The organism is Hymenobacter daecheongensis DSM 21074, assembly GCF_900141805.1.
In the GTDB taxonomy this organism is placed as follows: domain Bacteria; phylum Bacteroidota; class Bacteroidia; order Cytophagales; family Hymenobacteraceae; genus Hymenobacter; species Hymenobacter daecheongensis.
On the sequence record NZ_FQYN01000006.1, the window covers coordinates 66,150 to 83,505 of the forward strand.

General features: G+C 61.5%; 13 protein-coding genes. 8 read left to right on the forward strand and 5 right to left on the reverse strand.

From position 1 onward, the window contains the following. Positions 1-162: 162 nt before the first annotated feature. Positions 163-624, forward strand: a complete 462-nt coding sequence (locus BUB62_RS12450; RefSeq protein WP_159437460.1) for a carbohydrate binding domain-containing protein — start codon at positions 163-165, stop codon at positions 622-624. A gap of 15 nt (positions 625-639) precedes the next feature. On the opposite strand, the gene BUB62_RS12455 is transcribed toward BUB62_RS12450, so the two are convergent. From BUB62_RS12455 to BUB62_RS12465, 3 genes are all read right to left on the reverse strand, one after another. Then, positions 640-2,475, reverse strand: coding sequence for a hypothetical protein (locus BUB62_RS12455; RefSeq protein ID WP_073110544.1), 1,836 nt, complete (start codon positions 2,473-2,475; stop codon positions 640-642). 72 nt (positions 2,476-2,547) lie between these two features. Further along, on the reverse strand, positions 2,548-3,270 hold the full coding sequence (locus BUB62_RS12460; RefSeq protein WP_073110545.1) for a glycosyltransferase family 2 protein: 723 nt from the start codon (positions 3,268-3,270) through the stop codon (positions 2,548-2,550). A gap of 108 nt (positions 3,271-3,378) precedes the next feature. Beyond that, on the reverse strand, positions 3,379-4,170 hold the full coding sequence (locus BUB62_RS12465; protein WP_073110546.1) for an SDR family oxidoreductase: 792 nt from the start codon (positions 4,168-4,170) through the stop codon (positions 3,379-3,381). A 212-nt stretch (positions 4,171-4,382) separates the two neighbouring features. Here BUB62_RS12465 and BUB62_RS12470 point away from each other — a divergent pair, with 212 nt between their 5' ends. From BUB62_RS12470 to BUB62_RS12490, 5 genes are all read left to right on the forward strand, one after another. Then, on the forward strand, positions 4,383-4,916 hold the full coding sequence (locus BUB62_RS12470) for a 3-hydroxyanthranilate 3,4-dioxygenase (protein ID WP_073110547.1): 534 nt from the start codon (positions 4,383-4,385) through the stop codon (positions 4,914-4,916). A 52-nt stretch (positions 4,917-4,968) separates the two neighbouring features. Beyond that, entirely contained in the window at positions 4,969-5,997 is a 1,029-nt protein-coding gene (locus tag BUB62_RS12475) for an amidohydrolase family protein (protein ID WP_073110549.1), read from the forward strand. Positions 5,998-6,069: 72 nt separating this feature from the next. Then, entirely contained in the window at positions 6,070-7,356 is a 1,287-nt protein-coding gene (gene kynU, locus BUB62_RS12480) for a kynureninase (protein ID WP_073110550.1), read from the forward strand. Between the two features lie 79 nt (positions 7,357-7,435). Next, positions 7,436-8,083 carry a hypothetical protein gene (locus BUB62_RS12485; protein ID WP_073110551.1) on the forward strand — a complete coding sequence of 216 codons (648 nt, stop codon included), beginning with the start codon at positions 7,436-7,438 and terminating at the stop codon, positions 8,081-8,083. An 84-nt stretch (positions 8,084-8,167) separates the two neighbouring features. Further along, positions 8,168-8,767, forward strand: a complete 600-nt coding sequence (locus BUB62_RS12490) for an alpha-ketoglutarate-dependent dioxygenase AlkB family protein (RefSeq protein ID WP_073110962.1) — start codon at positions 8,168-8,170, stop codon at positions 8,765-8,767. A 69-nt stretch (positions 8,768-8,836) separates the two neighbouring features. Here BUB62_RS12490 and BUB62_RS12495 read toward each other — a convergent pair whose 3' ends face one another. Then, positions 8,837-11,548, reverse strand: a complete 2,712-nt coding sequence (locus BUB62_RS12495; protein ID WP_084539042.1) for a TonB-dependent receptor — start codon at positions 11,546-11,548, stop codon at positions 8,837-8,839. A gap of 958 nt (positions 11,549-12,506) precedes the next feature. On the opposite strand from BUB62_RS12495, the gene BUB62_RS12500 reads away from it, so the two are divergent. Beyond that, positions 12,507-13,889, forward strand: coding sequence for an FAD-dependent oxidoreductase (locus tag BUB62_RS12500; protein WP_073110554.1), 1,383 nt, complete (start codon positions 12,507-12,509; stop codon positions 13,887-13,889). A 37-nt stretch (positions 13,890-13,926) separates the two neighbouring features. Here BUB62_RS12500 and BUB62_RS12505 read toward each other — a convergent pair whose 3' ends face one another. Next, positions 13,927-14,553 carry a hypothetical protein gene (locus BUB62_RS12505; protein ID WP_073110555.1) on the reverse strand — a complete coding sequence of 209 codons (627 nt, stop codon included), beginning with the start codon at positions 14,551-14,553 and terminating at the stop codon, positions 13,927-13,929. Between the two features lie 140 nt (positions 14,554-14,693). Here BUB62_RS12505 and BUB62_RS12510 point away from each other — a divergent pair, with 140 nt between their 5' ends. Then, on the forward strand, positions 14,694-17,342 hold the full coding sequence (locus tag BUB62_RS12510; protein WP_143164145.1) for a T9SS type A sorting domain-containing protein: 2,649 nt from the start codon (positions 14,694-14,696) through the stop codon (positions 17,340-17,342). Positions 17,343-17,356 lie beyond the last annotated feature (14 nt).

A 17,356-nucleotide genomic window follows, 5' to 3' on the forward strand; every position in this document is an offset into this window, starting at 1 on the left:
ACCGATAGCAACGGCTACCTTTAGCTGTTTTTTTAGCCTTTTTATGGCCTTCTTTTTTTCCTGCTTATGTTGAAATCTACTTCTAAGGCTGCCTTCGCCTTACTTACAAGCCTGTTGCTGAACGGCTGCTCTACTGAAGCGCCGGAAGCCTCAGCCACGAATGTGCTGGCCGCCAACGATTTTGAAAACCTGGATGGTTGGCTGGCTGACTCGCCGGCTTTGGCAACTCTGAACCAAGCTAAAGCGCATTCTGGCCGGTATAGCACCATGGTAAGTGCCGGTCACGACTATAGCTTGGGCTATAACAATACCTTGGGTCGCCTCTCGCCGGAATGGCCAGCCAAACTTACCGTAGGGGCCTGGGTACTGCTACCCAACGACCAGGCGGCAGCCAAGCTGGTAGTAGAAATCAAAGGCACTGACCCGGCTGCGCCTAGCCTGGTGTATCAAGCAATCGAATTGCCGAAAGCCGTAAAGCTTTCCAACAAGTGGCAATACGTGGAGCAAACCATTGCCATGTCTGGCACTGCCAAGCCCGACAGCAAACTGCTGGTCTATTTGTGGCGCGCCGACAGCAAAGAGCCCGTATATCTCGATGATCTGAAAATTTCGCTGGCCAAATAATAGCGGCTCAACGGGTTAGTCCACCACTTCTACCGGTACGCGCAGCCGCACGGGCCAGGCTCGATAGTTCAGGCTAATCAGGCTGATTTCACAGATGTAGTGGCCTGGCTTATGAGGCGGCTGTATGCCAATGGTTTGCGTCCAGGGCTGCCATACATCCACCTCCAACGCCACCTGCGTGGGCTCGGTGTCCGAAGGCCAGTCGTGGTCTTGGTAGAATGCCGTGCGCACCAGCGTCGGGTGCGGCCCCCGGACACCGGAATGCAGCGGTTGGGCTGCAGCAGGTACGCTCACGCGAATTCTTGCTTTGTGCTGCTTCCCCGCTGGCAGCGTGGCGGGCAAAGGCGTTGCCAGCGCTAGGCTCACCTGCTGGTGGGCAGCAATGTAGGGTCGTAGCGCTGCGGTATCCTGGGGCGGCTGGGTATTGAGCACCCGGTAAGGCGTACTGGCAAACCGCAGGTAGTTGGCGGGCAGATCTGCATTGGTGAACGTCTCGAAAGGACCCAGCACTACCTCTGGCTTAGCTCCTGCCTCGGCTAAGCGCTCAACTTCCCACCCGACTTGCACAGTTTGCGCAGAATCGGGGCTGTTGCGGGCGCTAACCATCATCGTTTCGCTGGCCATAGCCCACCACGGCCAGCCAACGCGCAGCCGATGCGGGTCAATATTGTCGGGGTACATGATGAACTTGCGCTCTGAGAACTGGCGCGTATACGCCATCAACTGCTTGAGCCACTGCTGGTAAGCCGTGTAAGGAACGTGCTGATACCACACTGCTCCGAGCCTGGCCACAAGCACCACGGCCAGCAAGCTGCTGGCCAGCGCGGGGCCCCGGCCGCGCCAAGACCGTTCCAGAGCCGGCAGTAGCTCCATGGCAAAGGGAATGGCTACGAAGAGAGTAAGCGGCAGATAAAGATTTTCGAGGTAAGTAGCCTCCGTGTAGTCAGGATTGGAAACATTGACAATGAACGTGTAGCCGCCCACGAAAGCCCACACCAGAGCCAGTCGCAGCCACGCAAGCCAAGTTCCTTGCCGCACGTAGAACGCCGAAAGTGCCAGCAGCAGCACGGGTAGCGCCAGAAAGCCCGTGCCGCACAGCTTCCAGAAATTATGGAAGCTCTCCAGCGACAGGTAGTGGGGAAAATACTTTATCAGGTTGGGCGTGAAGGTCATGTGCGTGGCCTCGTATGAGCCCGGCGGAATCAGCATCACCCGCAGCTTGTACATAGCCAGCGCCAGTGCCAGCAGCCCATAGTAGGCCCAGTCCTGATAGCGGCGGTTCAGTAGCCAGTCGTAGCTCCAGATAAACAGGAAGGCAATAATGCAGAGCGGGTGACCGAAGATGAACACGGGTATCAGTGCCGCCAGGGCCAGCGTGCTGAACCGCAGCCGCACGGGAGCCTGCCGCGCAATGCCGGCATAAAACAGCAAGAGTGCCGTTAGGGCCTGCGGCAACTCCGACTGCGCCCAGTAGAAGGTGCGTGATGCCAGCAATACAAATAACAGCACCACTACCAGCGCTACCTGCTCGTTGCGCAGCCAATAGGCACAGAGCAGAAAAGCAGCCAGATAGTAGAGAACGAAAACTACAGAATAGAGCCGTAGCACCGCATCCATCGACCAGCCTGCTTTGATGGCCATGAGCGTGGGCCATTGCGTGACGATGGCCACAAAACGCCGGTTCTGGACAAATAAAGATTTGTCTTTCAGGTAGATGAGTAGATGATAGGATAAGTCATAGTAAGCCGAGCGCTCCATGTAAAAGTGCCAGGCGAAAACCAGCAGCACAAGCATAGTAGCCAGGGCCAGTAGGATGGGGCCGCGGCTGGAGTATTGTTTGGAGAGCAACATAGATAAAGGTCAAGGCGTGCCTGCTGCAATGGGCCGGCATGAACAGAGAGATGGGCCGAATCCTGGTCGGGGCTACCCGAACAGTCCGTATTTCACGATGCAGTAAATGGCCCGGAACCCGTCGCGCCAGCCAATCTTTTTGCCTTCAGCATAGGTGCGGCCGTAATAGCTGATGCCTACTTCGTAAATGCGCACATTGGGCACCCGCGAAATTTTTGCCGTCACTTCTGGCTCAAAGCCAAAGCGCTTCTCTTCCAATACGAGGCCCTGAATAAGGTCGCGGCGGAACAGCTTATAGCAGGTTTCCATGTCGGTCAGGTTCAGATCAGTGAACATGTTCGACAGAAACGTAAGCATCGCATTGCCGATGCTATGCCAGAAAAACAGGATGCGGTGTGGGTTGCCGCCCATGAAGCGGGACCCAAATACGACATCAGCGAAACCTTTCAGAATAGGCTTGAAGAGGATGTTGTACTCTTCCGGATCATATTCCAGATCAGCATCCTGAATGATAACATAGTCGCCGGTGGCCTCCCGGATGCCGGTATGGAGCGCGGCTCCTTTGCCCTGGTTCACGCTGTGATGCAGAAGCCGCAGACCCATTTCGGGGTAGCGGCTAGCGTAAGCGGTAATTGCTTCTGCCGAATTGTCGGTCGAACAGTCGTTTACCAGGATTATTTCCTTCTGAATATTATTAATCAGTTTCAGCCCGCGCAGCAAATCCAGAATCTGGTGGATGGTGCGGGCTTCGTTATAGACCGGAATTACAATGGAGATGGTGTCGAACTTAACCAAAATACAAGGGGCGTTAAAAAGGTGCGAACAAAATTAAGGTTGAATTTGCTACCAAGCATCATACTCTGAGCAGCAGGGTGCCTGATGGCAAGCTGAATAGGGCACGCGCTACAAGCTGCCCGTGCGCCCGCCATCCACGGGCACGCTAGTGCCGTTTATGTAGCCTGCCGCTGCTGAGGCCAGAAAGGCTACGGCCTGCGCTACTTCTTCGGCCTGCCCGAAGCGGCCGGCCGGAATCTGGCGCAGCATGGCCGCCTCAATTTCCTCGGCGGGCTGCCCGGTCTGCTCCACCTTCTTCTGAATCAGGGAGGTATGGCGCTGCGTAATGGTAGCCCCCGGCAACACGTTGTTTACCGTGATGCCGCTGCCGCCCAGCTCGTTGGCCAGCGTTTTGGCCCAGCTGGCCACCGCCCCCCGAATCGTGTTCGACACGCCCAGATTAGCCAGCGGCACCTTCACCGAGGTACTGATGATGTTGATGATGCGCCCATGCCGCCGCGCCTGCATGGCCGGCGCTACTGCCTGCACCAGCAGATGATTGCAGACCAGATGCTGCTCAAACGCCGCCCGAAAAGCCTCTGCGGGCGCCGCCAGTATGGGCCCGCCCGCCGGCCCGCCCGTGTTGTTGACCAGAATATCGAACCCTTCCGGATGGCCAGCCAGATACTCATGCAGCCGCTCGGCCAATTGCTCCGGGCTGCTGAAATCGGCCACAATGAAATCGTGATGCTGCCCTTGCGGCGTGGGAAGCGCCGCGGCTACCTGGCGCAGGCGGGTTTCGTCGCGGGCCAGTAGGGTGATGGTGGCACCGAGGCGGGCCAGTTCTTCGGCCACGGCGCGGCCGATGCCCTGGGTACTGCCGCCCACGAGGGCGCGCTGGGAAGTGAGGTCGAGTTGCACGCCCTAAAAGTAGGCAAATGCGCTAAGGTGCCGTGGGGGCACGGGGCGGAAGTTGGTTGTAAAAAAGCGGCCGGCTGCGCAGGCCGCGCCCGGTGGCGTTTTCTGCTTTTGGAAAGCGCAGTACATTTGAGAGGACGGATTGGTGGGCGTGGCACGCAACGCCCACCAATCCGGGCCGCCCTTTCCCACCGAAGCCCTTTAAAAAACCGCCCATGTCTGTTTCGCGCCCCTTCAACTTTCAGCAGTGGATTGATGAGCACCGCCATTTGCTCAAGCCGCCGGTCGGTAATCAGCAGGTGTTCAAAGACAACAAGGATTTTATTGTGATGGTAGTGGGTGGTCCCAACGCCCGCAAAGACTACCACTACGACGAAGGCGAGGAGCTGTTTCTGCAGATTGAGGGCGACATTGTGGTCAAGATCATTGAGGATGGCAAGCCGGTAGATATTCCCATCCGGGCCGGCGAAATGTTTCTGCTGCCGGCTGGTGTGCCGCACTCGCCGCGCCGCCCGGCCGGCACGGTGGGGCTGGTGCTGGAGCGCTACCGCACCGCCGGCGAGCTGGATGGCTTCCAGTGGTACTGCGAAAACTGCGGCCACAAGCTTCACGAGCAGTTTGCCGAAATCACCGATATCGTGCAGCAGCTGCCCCCCATTATGAACGCCTTCTGGCAAAACGACGAGCTGCGCACCTGCAAAAACTGCGGCACCTACATGGAAGCACCTGCTCCGGTGCAGCCGGCTTAGCGGCTATTAGCCCATCCAACTCCGCTTAACTGCCCGCCCAACCCCACCCAGAGTGCTCAACATCGATATTCACACCCACATTCTGCCTGAGCGCTGGCCCGATCTGCGCGAGCGGTACGGCTACGGCGGCTTCATCCGGCTGGAGCATCACAAGCCCTGCTGCGCCCGCATGATGCAGGACGACAAGTTCTTTCGCGAGATTCAGGACAATTGCTGGGACCCGCAGGTGCGGATGCGTGAGTACGACCAGTTCGGCATTGATGTGCAGGTGCTCAGCACGGTGCCCGTCATGTTCAGCTACTGGGCCAAGCCACACGATGCGCTGGACCTGAGCCAGCTGCTCAACGACCACATTGCCGGCGTGGTGCAGCGCTACCCCACCCGCTTCGTGGGCCTGGGCACCATTCCGCTGCAGGCTCCCGATCTGGCCATCCGGGAGCTGGAGCGCTGCATGAAAATCGGGCTGGCCGGCGTGCAGATCGGCTCCCACGTGAACGACTGGAATCTGGATGCGCCCGAGCTGTTTGAGGTGTTTGCGGCGGCCGAGGCGCTGGGCGCGTGCGTGTTCGTGCACCCCTGGGATATGATGGCCCAGCAGAAAATGCCCAAATACTGGCTGCCCTGGCTGGTGGGGATGCCCGCCGAAAGCACGCTGGCCCTGTGCTCTCTCATCTTCGGGGGCGTGCTGGAGCGCCTGCCGAAGCTGCGCGTGGCCGTGGCCCACGGTGGCGGCTCCTTCGCCAGCACCATCGGCCGCATCGAGCACGGCTTCCAGGTGCGCCCCGACTTATGCGCCATCGACAACAACGTGAATCCGCGCGAGTACCTGGGCCGCTTCTGGGTCGATTCGCTGGTGCACGACCCCATGATGCTAGATTACTTGGTGAAAACATTGGGCGCGGATAAAATCACGCTGGGCTCCGACTACCCGTTTCCGCTGGGCGAGTTGGAGCCGGGCAAGCTGATTGCCGCCATGCCTTATCCGGAAGAGATGAAGGCCCGAATGCTGGGGCAAAACGCCCTGGATTGGCTGGGATTAAGCGCCGAGCGGTTCGTGAATCCGGTGGCGCACCATGCATGAGCGGACTATAGTGGTGCCCGCACCAAAATCCTGTCGCCGGCCCGGCTCCGGCATCTGCCTATCTTTGCCCCGATGACCGCCTCCCAGCCCACCCCCGCATCCGCCGCCACCCTCGATGCTCAGGACCCCCTGCGCCACTTCCGCGAGCGGTTCCATCTGCCGCCCGGCCCCGATGGGCAGCCGAGCGTGTATCTGTGCGGCAACTCGCTGGGGCTGCTGCCCAAGGCGGCGCGGGCGGCCGTCGAGCAGGAGTTTGCGGCCTGGGAGCGGCTGGGCGTGGAGGGCCATTTCCACGAGCCCTCCATGTGGATGCACTACCACGAAACTCTGGCCGCCGCCACGGCCCGGCTGGTAGGAGCCCGGCCCCTGGAAGTGGTGGTGATGAACAACCTGACCACCAACCTGCACCTGCTGTTGATTTCGTTCTACCGCCCCACCGTCACGCGCTACAAGGTGCTGATGGAAGGCGGCGCGTTTCCCTCCGACCAGTACGCGCTGGAAAGCCAGGTGCGTTTGCACGGCCTCGCCCCTGAGGAGGCTATTGTGGAGCTGGTGCCCCGGCCCGGCGAGCACACGCTGCGCACCGAAGACATTGAGGCCAAAATCCGGGAGCTGGGGGCCTCGCTGGCTACCATCATCCTGGGCGGGGTCAATTATTACACCGGGCAGGCTTTCGATATGGCTGCCATCACCAAGGCCGGGCATGCCGTGGGGGCCACCGTGGGCTTCGACCTGGCCCACGCGGCCGGCAACCTGGAGCTGCACCTGCACGACTGGGACGTGGATTTTGCCTGCTGGTGCACCTACAAATACCTCAACTCCGGCCCTGGCGGCACCTCGGGCGTGTACGTGCATGAGCGGTTTGCCAACCGCCCCGACCTGCCGCGCCTGGCCGGCTGGTGGGGCCACGACCCCTCGGAGCGCTTCCAGATGAAAAAGGGCTTTCGGCCCATGCCCGGCGCGGCCGGCTGGCAGCTCTCCAACGCCCAGATTTTCCCGATGGCCATTCACCGCGCGGCCCTGGCTCTGGTAGATGAGGCCGGCGGCATGGCGGCGCTGCGCCGCAAGAGCGAGCAGCTCACGGGCTACCTCGAAGCATTGCTGCGGGGCCTGAACCTGCCCGCCACCATGCTCGAAATCATCACGCCCGCCGACCCCGCGGCCCGCGGCTGTCAGCTGTCGGTGCTGGTGCACCGCAACGGGCGGGCGCTGTTTGAGCATCTGGCCCAGCAGGGCATCATTGCCGACTGGCGCGAGCCGAACGTAATCCGGCTGGCCCCGGTGCCGCTCTACAATTCCTTCCAGGATGTGCAGCGGGCCGGCGCGGCCATCGAAAATTGGGTGGCGCAGGCCGAATAGTTATACCTTTTTAATTGTTGGTAGTGCGTAGAAGGAGCTGATGGCGCTTCCGCGCCGTTCAATTTAGCTTACCCGAATCATGGCCGAAGAATACGCGGACAAAATGGCCCGCAAAACCGACGCCGAGCTGCACCACTACGTGACCGGCCGCGCCCAGTACCGCGACGATGCCGTACTGGCCGCCCTCGACGAGCTGGCCCGCCGCGGCCAGCCCCACCCCGAGGACTACCAGGTGCGCCCGGAGCTGGAAGCGGTGGTGCAGGCCCAGGTTGCTCAGGCGGCTGAAGTGCGCCAGCTGGCCGAGCGGCAGACGGAGGTGGCCGCCGCGCCGGATAGCCCCGTGCTGTACTCGCCGGTGACCATTGCCATGTTTTCGATGTTCTTCTCGTTTCTGGCAGGAGGTATTTTGTTGGCCATCAATATGTTCAGGTTGAAAGAGGGTCGGAAGGGGCTGGCCGTGGTGATGTTTATGCTGGGCCTCATGCTGGCCTCTTCGTATGCGTTGCAGTGGCTTATGCAAACCTACGCGCTGGGGCTGCGCACGCAGCTGGTCAGTGTGGCTATCAATCTGGTGGCGGTGCTGGCGTATCTGCTCTTTTTCTGGCCCCGCTACGTGGGGGCGCGGCCCTATGTGAGTCGGCCGTGGCTGTCGGCGCTGCTGGTGTGCATGGCCCTGATTGGGCTGTATATGTGGGCGTTGCCGCACTTGCTGCCGCTGGCCAAATAAGGTGGCCCCCGGCTGCCTGGGTGCTGTTGCTAATGGTAGTTTAGCGGCCATGCGGCGGTGTTCGGCGTTAAAAACCTGATTGTTATGTCGCTGTCATTGCTGCCCCTGCCCCAGGCTGAAGTGCTGCTCGACCCGGAGTTTCTGCCCTTGCCGGCCGCCGAAGCGCTGCTCGCGGAGCTGACGGCCACCATTGCCTGGCGGCAGGAGCCGATAACGCTGTTTGGCAAACCCGTGCTGCAGCCCCGCCTCACCGCCTGGTACGGCGACCCTGCGGCCCGCTACGCCTACTCCGGCCTCGCCCTGGAGCCCCAGCCTTGGACTCCCGCCCTGCTCCGTCTGCGCGAACAGGTGCAGGCCGCCGCCGGCAGCCCGTTCAATAGCGTGCTGCTCAACCTCTACCGCACCGGCCAGGATAGCATGGGCTGGCACGCTGACAACGAACCCGAGTTGGGCCCCGCGCCCGTCATTGCCTCCGTCAGCCTGGGGGCAGCGCGGCGGTTTCGTTTCCGGCCGCGCCATCCGCAGCAGCTGCTCCACGAGCCGGTGTCGTTGCTGCTGCCCGCCGGCAGCCTGCTGCTCATGCGCGGCTCTACTCAGCAGCACTGGCTGCACGCGGTGCCCAAAACCGCCGTGCCCACCGGCCCCCGCCTCAACCTCACCTTCCGGCTGGTGACGGAGCGTTGAAAGCGGCCGAAAAACAAAAAAGGGCCTTATGCACGCTGCATAAGGCCCTTTTTAGAAAAAGAGGGAGGCTTACTTGATGTCGAACAGCAGGCCCACGTAGCCCATGCGGCCGATACCGGCGCTGCCGTAAGTCTGCACGTTGCCGGCATCGAGCAGGTTGGATACGCCGGCCTGCAGCGTGGTGCGCAGGGCCGTGATATTGTAGCCGGCCTGCGCGTCTATGGTGTGGTAGGCAGCCACGCGGCCGGTGGCAAACGTAGACTCGTAGATGAACGAGTCGGTCCAGCGGTAGTTCACGGTGTAGCCCAGCTTGCGGCTCAGGGCCAGGCCGCTCAGGCCGAAGTTATACTTGTGCCGGGGCGTGTTGAAGAACGCCTGGAAGCCTTCGGGCAAGTCTTTGGAGATAAGGTCGTTGAAGCTGTAGTTGGCCGACAGCACCAGTGGCGTGCCCACCGTGTAGCCCAGGCCCAGCGAAGCGCCCTGGGTTTTTACCTTCTGCTTCACGTTGGCCGAAATCTGCAATACCCGTACGTTGGGGTTAGCAGCCGATGGTGTAGACGACGGCGTGGTAGGGCGCGTGCCGTCCGGGTTGCCAATGAACGTCTGCGTGCCGATGAAGTCGTCGTAGCTGCTGCGGAAGTAGTCCACATCGAGCGAAACCTTGCTGGCAATCTGGGCGCGGTAGCCTACTTCGGCGGTGTTTACCTGCTCCAGGCGCAGCTTATCGGCCCGAAACGGGGCGCCGCGCAGCGTGTAGCCATCGAAGCCGTTGGTGATGTTGCCCAGCAGCACGGCCCGGCCCACATCGAGGCGGATGTACTGGTCGGTTTGGGTAGCGGCGCGGAAGGCGCGGTTGTAGCTGGCGCGGAAGTTCTGCTGGTTTTCGCTGCCCATCGAATACACCACCGAGGCGCGGGGCGAAAAGGCGGGCGCGAAGTTCTTGAACTCATCTACCCGGCCCGCCACCGAGAGCTTCAGTCGCTCGGCCAACAGTGATTTGGTCAGCTGGGCGTAGCCGCCGTACTCGTGGTTCTGCAGGCGGTTGCCGTCCTTGGTATCGGAGAACAGCGAGCCATCGGAGCCCAGCCGGAACTTGCGGTAGGCCCCGCCCAGAATCAGGTCGGCGAAGCTGAGCTTGAAGTTGTACTGCGCACTCACGTCGTTCATGATGGAGCGCAGAATAATGCGGGCACCCTTACCGGGCGTGCCGTCGTGAATGATTTTGTCGCGGGCCGCGTCGAATTCCGGCGTGCCGGGCTGCAGCTGCGGCGCATTTGCGTTGGCATAAGCGCGGGCCGTGGCCGCCGCCGCCTCGGCGTTGCGGCCGTTGGTGAGGAAAGCCCCGTTGTAGATCTGCGCATACGTGCCAAAGTACCGCTCGGCGTAGGTGCCGGGCCGGCGGGCACCGGCCGGGTCTGCCGGGTTCACCGGCACGGTGAAGCCGGGCACCACCTGGGTTTGCAGGAAGCCGCCCAGGAAGCCCAGGTTGTAGGAGCCGTCGGTGCTGGGGTCGCGCTTGCCCGAATAGTCCTGCGTGGTGTAGCCGCGCACAAACCAGTTGGTGCCCTTCACCTCGGCCCGACCCTGGTGGCTGCCGCTGTTCTCGAAGCGGTAGCGGCTGGCTCCCTGGAAGATAGTGTTACTATTGGTGAACTTGTAGTCCACGGTTGCCTTCACGTTGTCGGTCAGCAGATACGAAACCGACGGGTTTATTTTATAGATGTGGGCCTTCTGGTTGCCCACAATCAACTCTTTTTCCGAGTAGCCGGGCAGGAATACCGTCTGGCCGTTCAGCGCGCCGCCCGAGGGGCCGAAAGTGGTGCCGATGTCGCCGTAGCGGCTCACAGCATCGTAGCCCAGGTTGGAGTTGGCGGCGTGGTTGTTGGGCTCAATCAGAACGGAGGTCGGGTCCTGGTTATCGGCCAGCCAGTCTTTAGCCGTCAGGGCTCCGCCGGTCAGCTTGAAGGCGAGGCGGTCGGTCAGCTTTTTGGCGTAGCGCAGCTGGCCGTCGAGCAGGTCGCGGTTGCCGCCGCGCAGGCGCACGCTCAGGCCCTCGCTCACGAAGGGGTCTTTGGAGTTGAACAGAATCACGCCGTTGAAAGCGTTGGCCCCGTACAGCGCCGAGGCCGGACCGTGCACAATTTCAATGCTTTCCACGTCCAGATCCGGAATGCCGAGCAGGTTGCCGAAGTTGTTGCTCAGGCTGGGCAGCTGCGTATCCATGTAGTCGGCCATCTGAATCACGCGCTCCGAGCGGGAGCTGTTGAAGCCGCGCGTACTAATGCTGGAGGTCAGCAGGCTGGAGCTGCTCACATCTACGGCCCGGAAGCGGGCCAGACCAGCCAGCAGATCGGGCGTGGTCAGGCTTTCCACCTGCCGCGTGTTCACTTTCTCAATGGTGACGGGCACCTTCGTGATGGTTTCGGCCACGCGCGAGGCCGATACTACTACCGCGTTGGTGAGGTTGGTGCTCACGGGCAGCACCACGCGCACTTCCTGCTTGGCCTGCGAAACGCCCAGCTCGCGGGTTTCATAGCCCACAAACGACACGGAAATAATGACGGGCGGCTCGGTGAAATCGGCTTTCAGTACAAATTTGCCATCCCGGTCGGTGCTGCTGCCGATGAAAGTGCCTTTGATGAAAACCGTAGCGCCGGGCAGCGGCTCGCCGGCCTCAGTCTGAACCACTCCACTGATGGAAATGGCATTTTGGGCCCACAGTGCCGGGCCGCTGAGCAATAGACACAGCAGGGGCAGGAGGCAACGGTAAAGTTTGTACATAGCTGGTAGTACGGGGGGTGGAAAAAGGAAAAATCCCCGCAAATTAAAGTCGTCATGCCTACTAAACAAGCAATTAGCCCCCAGCTCATCAACAAAAACTTATAATACAACCTATTGATTATTAAGTTATATGAATGCACAACCTTCGCTACCGATGTTTGCCTACTGAGCCTAAGTTGCGGCGTAGAACGTGCCAGCCCCCGCGGGGCGGCATATCGGTAGAGCAACTCGCATAAAGTGTTTCAAAAGCCCCAGCGGGGCGGCACTTTCGTTCAACAATTAGTGTCGCCCCGCTGGGGCTTTGGGCTTTTCTTGCTCCCGGTTGTCTACCAATATGTCGCCCCGCTGGGGTTAGCATGTTCTATTCCGCGCTTTTGGTTAGCAAGTCCTGGTGCATCTGTCTCCGGTCCCGACCAGTACCGCAATGCCGACGCGCCCTGAGCTGCTATGCATCAGTGCTGCCGGCCCGGTTAGTATTAGTATAGAATATCAGGCGGGCCGAAGAGATTCGAAAAGGCTTCATCTCCGACGCGGTAATCGCCGATGTGCAGGCCGGCGGCAGTTGAGAGCGAACGGTGTGCCACGGCCACGGCCACCACTGGCGGCATGGCGGGGAGTGGCGCTAGGTGCGCCGCATGAGCTGCTCCGGCAGGGGTTGGCTGCGCTGCAGCGGGCAGTGCAAGGCAAGTAGCGCCGGTGCTACCCATGCGGTTAGCTGAAGAGAGGGATGCACTGGTAAAAGGATAGGGAGATTTGTCTTTCAATGTTGTGGGTATTTGGTCTATTATTTCCTTTAATAATTCAAAGCTACGAGGCGTTACAAGCATTGTGCCCAGATTTACGCCCGGCCCGGATACTTCCTCGGTCAAGTCCCGTATTTACCCGCTCACCCAACTGCGCGGAAAGCTTTACTTTCGCCGGTACCCCATCCATCCCGCTCGTGACTCCGCTTTCCAGTATGCCTGCTTCTTCCGCTGCCCCTTTCACCTCGCCCGAGCCGCTCACCATTATGGGAGCCGGGCTGGTTGGCTCGCTTCTGTCGCTCTACTTGGCCCGGCGCGGACACGAGGTGACGGTATATGAGCGCCGCGCCGACCCGCGCAAAGCCGGCCCGGTGGAGGGGCGCTCCATCAACCTGGCCCTCTCGGACCGCGGCTGGCGGGCGCTGGAAGGCGTGGGCGTAGGCGACGAAATCCGGCGCGTGGCCATTCCGATGTATCGCCGCGTGATGCACGACGCGCACGGCAATCTGAGCTTTCAGCCCTACGGCCAAGATCAGCAGGCCATCTATTCCGTGTCGCGGGCCGGGCTGAACCGTACGCTGCTGGATCTGGCCGAGGCCAACCCGCGCATTCAGCTGCGCTTCGATCAGCAGTGCCTGGGCGTAGATCTGCGGGAGCGCACGCTGGCGCTGCGCGATGCCGGCACGGGCGAGCAGCACACGCAGCCGTTTCGCCGCCTCTTCGGCACCGATGGCGCGTATTCGGCCGTGCGGGCCGCCCTGCAGCGCACCGACCGGTTCAATTATTCGCAGAGCTACCTCGAATACGGCTACAAGGAATTGAACATAGAGGCCGGCCCCGGCGGCGAGTGGCGGCTGGAGAAAAACGCGCTCCACATCTGGCCCCGCGGCCAGTATATGATGATTGCGCTGCCCAACCTCGACGGTTCTTTCAACTGCACCTTGTTTTTCCCCTACGAAGGTCTGCACTCCTTCGCCGCGCTCCAGACCCCGGCGCAAGTGCAGGCGTTCTTCGAGGAAGTGTTTCCGGACGTGGTGCCGCTGATGCCCGAGCTGCAGCAGGAGTTTTTCCAGAACCCGGTGGGCTCACTGGTCACGGTGCGCTGCTTCCCGTGGGCGTTCGATGATGATGTGGTGCTGCTCGGCGACGCTTCCCACGCCATCGTGCCCTTCTACGGGCAGGGCATGAATGCCGGCTTTGAGGACTGTACCGTACTGAACGAGCTGCTGGAGCAGCACGGCCCGGACTGGGCCGTCATCTTCGACCAGTTTCAGCGCCAGCGCAAGCCCAATGCCGATGCCATGGCCGAGCTGGCCGTGTACAACTTCGAGGAGATGCGCGACCGGGTGGCCGATCCGCGCTTTCTGCTGCAGAAGAAAATCGAGAGCAAGCTCTCGGCCCAGTATCCCGGCCAGTGGCTTTCGCTCTATTCGCAGGTCACTTTTTCGCACACGCCCTACGCCGAAGCCTGGCAGAACGGCCAGCGTCAGGAGCAGATTATGCGCCGCCTGATGCCCCACATCCAGACCGAAGCCGACTTCGACCGCGCCGACGTGCAGGCGCTGATCAAGTCTGAAATGTTAAGTGTTGAGTTTTAGGGTTAGGTGTTAGAAGTCGTTCTAACGAACCCAACATTTAAAACTTAACACTCAACCCTATTCCTAATACTACGCCGGCCCCCAGCCCCAGGCCGGCCCAGGCCTGCGCGGGCGTGTGGGCATCCAGGGCCAGGCGGGCGCTGAGCACCGCGCCTGCCAGCAGCACCGTGCCCAGCAGCCACCCCAGCAGCGCGGAGCCGGGCGGGCCGCTCAGGTAGAGCAGCAGCAGCAGCCCGGCCGCGCCGCCCACACCCACGCCGTGGGCACTTATTTTCCAGCTCAGCGAAATCAGGAACGTCAGCAGCACGGCCAGCGCCATGCCAACCATCATCTGCCCCAGCAAAGCATCGAACAAAGCGTGCTGGGTGAGTACGGTGGCGGCCATGCCAAAGCTGAGGGCCGCCAGCAGCAGCGGCAGCGGCCGCTGGGCCCGCTCGCGCAGCAGCAGCGAGTCCAGCTGCCCGAACCAGTACAGCACACCCGTACCCAGCGCCGGCAGCACAAACGTGAATACGAACACCACACCCAGCACCAGCCAACGACTGGGTAGTGAGGGCGTTAGAATGCTTTGGGGCACCTGGTAGCACACCACATAAAACAGATAGGAGGGCAGCAGAAGTGGATGAAATAAGGCAGATAAGATGCTGCTAATCAGTTTGTTCAAGGTATTGTTGCGCGTAAGGGCACCGGCTAAAGTAAGGCATAAAGGGATAGAAGCCCTATATTTAATCACCAATTCAGTCAACCTTTTGGTCGGCTGGAGGTGTTGTGCGTGCAATCTTCCACCAAAAATATTATTGCTTAGTGAAAACTTCTTCTCGATTCCGACAGTGGGGTACCCTACTGTTGCTGGGTGGCGCGGCCACCGTGGGTGGTGCGCTAGTACTGCAAAAAGGGGATTTAACGCCCGCATTCTATGTCGCCGCTGAGCGGAATGAGACGGAAGAAGAGGACGAAGACCGCGCCGACCGGCCCGACCTGGCTATGGAGCAGGAATTTGAACTTACCCGCGACCCCCAGACCGGCACCGTGCCCCGCGAGCGGCTCGTAACGGCCCAGGCCTACGCCCAGCGCCTCATCAATGAGCGGGCCGCCAGCCGGTTAGCGGCCGGCAGCCTCGCTCAGACCACCTGGACCGAGCGCGGCCCCGTGAACGTGGCCGGCCGCATCCGGGCCCTGGTAGTGGACCCGGCCGATGCCAGCGGCAACACGCTGTGGGCGGGCGCTGCCGGCGGCGGCCTCTGGAAAACCACCAACGCCACGGCCGCCTCGCCCACCTGGACGACCGTCGACAATTTCTTTTCCACGCTGGCCGTCACGGCCATTGCCTTCGACCCGCGCGACTCCAACACCATGTACTTCGGGACGGGCGAAGGCTTCTTCAATGCCGATGCTGCCCGCGGCTTGGGCATCTGGAAATCGACCAACCACGGCGCTACCTGGACGCAGCTGCCCGCCACGGCCGTTGGCACTACGTTTCACTACGTGACCAAGCTGGTGGTGCACCCCGTAAGCGGCGACGTGTATGCGGGCACCCGCTCGGGTCTGCAGCGCAGCACCACCGGCGGCACTTCCTGGACTACCGTGCTGGGCGCGGGCGTGGGCGCCACCTCCAGCCGCATTGCTGATGTGGAGCTGGGAGCCGACAATACGTTCTACGTTTCTGCTGGCTTGGGTGAGCAGGACGGCATCTACCGCTCCACCACGGGCGCTGCCAACAGCTGGACCAAGCTGAACACGTTGCCTACCTCGGGCCTGCCCACCACCGGCTACCGGCGCATCGAGCTGGCCTGCGCCCCCTCCGATGCCAACCGCGTGTACGCCATCTTCGAAAACAGCAGCAACGCGCAGGTGCTTGGCCTATACCGCTCCAACGACGGCGGCACCACCTGGACCACCATGAGCCTGCCCGGCGGCACCACCACGGCCCTGGCCAGCTCCCAGGCCTGGTACGATCTGGCCGCGGCCGTATCGCCCACCAACCCCGATCAGCTGTACGTGGCCGGCCTCGATATTTTCCGTACGCTGGCGGCTAACACTGACCCCGTGGTGTGGCAGAAAGTATCGGTGTGGAGCACTACTCCCGGCTCCAGCAACTTCGTCCACGCGGATCATCACGTCATTACGTTTGCTTCGGCGGATGGCAACCACGCCTATTTCGGCAATGATGGCGGCGTTTTCATTTCGACCAATGCCATGAGCACGACGCTGGCACCCATCTTCAGCCAGCGCAACAATGGGCTGAACGTGACGCAGTTCTACGCCTTGGCAGTGCACCCCACCAACGTGAACTACTTTCTGGCCGGCGCGCAGGACAATGGCACCCAGAAATATACCACTGCCGGCCTGAACACTACCACCACCGCCACCGGCGGCGATGGGGCGTTCTGCTTCATTGATGAGGATGAGCCGCAGTACCAGTTCTCGTCCTATGTATATGCTCAGTATCGGCGCTCCGTCAATGGTGGGGCTTCGTTCAGCACCATGAACATCAGCGGCACGGAAGGCTCGTTCATCAACCCGACCGACTACGACAGCCAGACCAACACGCTGTATGCCAGCTACTCGCCCGGACAACTGCTGCGCTGGCCGGATGCCACTACCGCCGCCGCCTCGGCCTTCAATACCATTCCCCTCTCGCCGGGCTCGGTTTCGAGCCGCGTTACGCACGTAACGGTGTCGCCGAACAGCACTGGTCGGGGCCGGGTTTTCGTGGGCACCAATGGGGGCCGCGTTATCCGCATAGACGATGCCGCTGGTGCTACGCCGGTGCTGACGGACATTCGTCTGGGCACGGGCTCGGTTTCGTGCGTGGCCGTGGAGACGGGCAACGACAACCACCTGCTGGTCACGTATTCCAACTATGGCGTAGTGAGCGTGTGGGAAACCACCGACGGCGGCACCACCTGGCGCAGCGTGGAAGGCAACCTACCCGATATGCCCGTGCGCTGGGCCATGTTTGACCCCGCCAACAGCCAGCGGGCCTTGCTGGCTACTGAGCTGGGCATCTGGGCTACGGATGACCTTTCGGCGCCTGCCACCACCTGGTTCCCAGCCAGTCTGGGCATGGCCAACGTGCGGGTGAGCATGCTGCGGATGCGCAAATCGGACAAGCAGATTGCCGCCGCCACCCACGGTCGGGGCCTGTTCACTTCCGACGTATTCACCCCAACGGCTTCCAAATCGGGTATTTCCATTAGCGACAAGCTGCTCAACGGTGTGTACCCAAATCCCTTCGGGCAGCAGTTGAACGTGGAGTTTCAGCTCCCCGTCACGGGCGAAGTCGCCTTCACGCTCATCGATACGCAGGGGCGCAAAGTGCTGAGCACTACGCGCCGGGTGGCGGGCCGGCAGGTGGCCGTGCCGACTCCGGCTGGCTTGGCGGCCGGTGTGTATCTGCTCACGGTGCGGGCCGGCAACGAAACGGCCACGCGCCGCGTGGTACACCGCTAAAAGCTGCCGGAGTT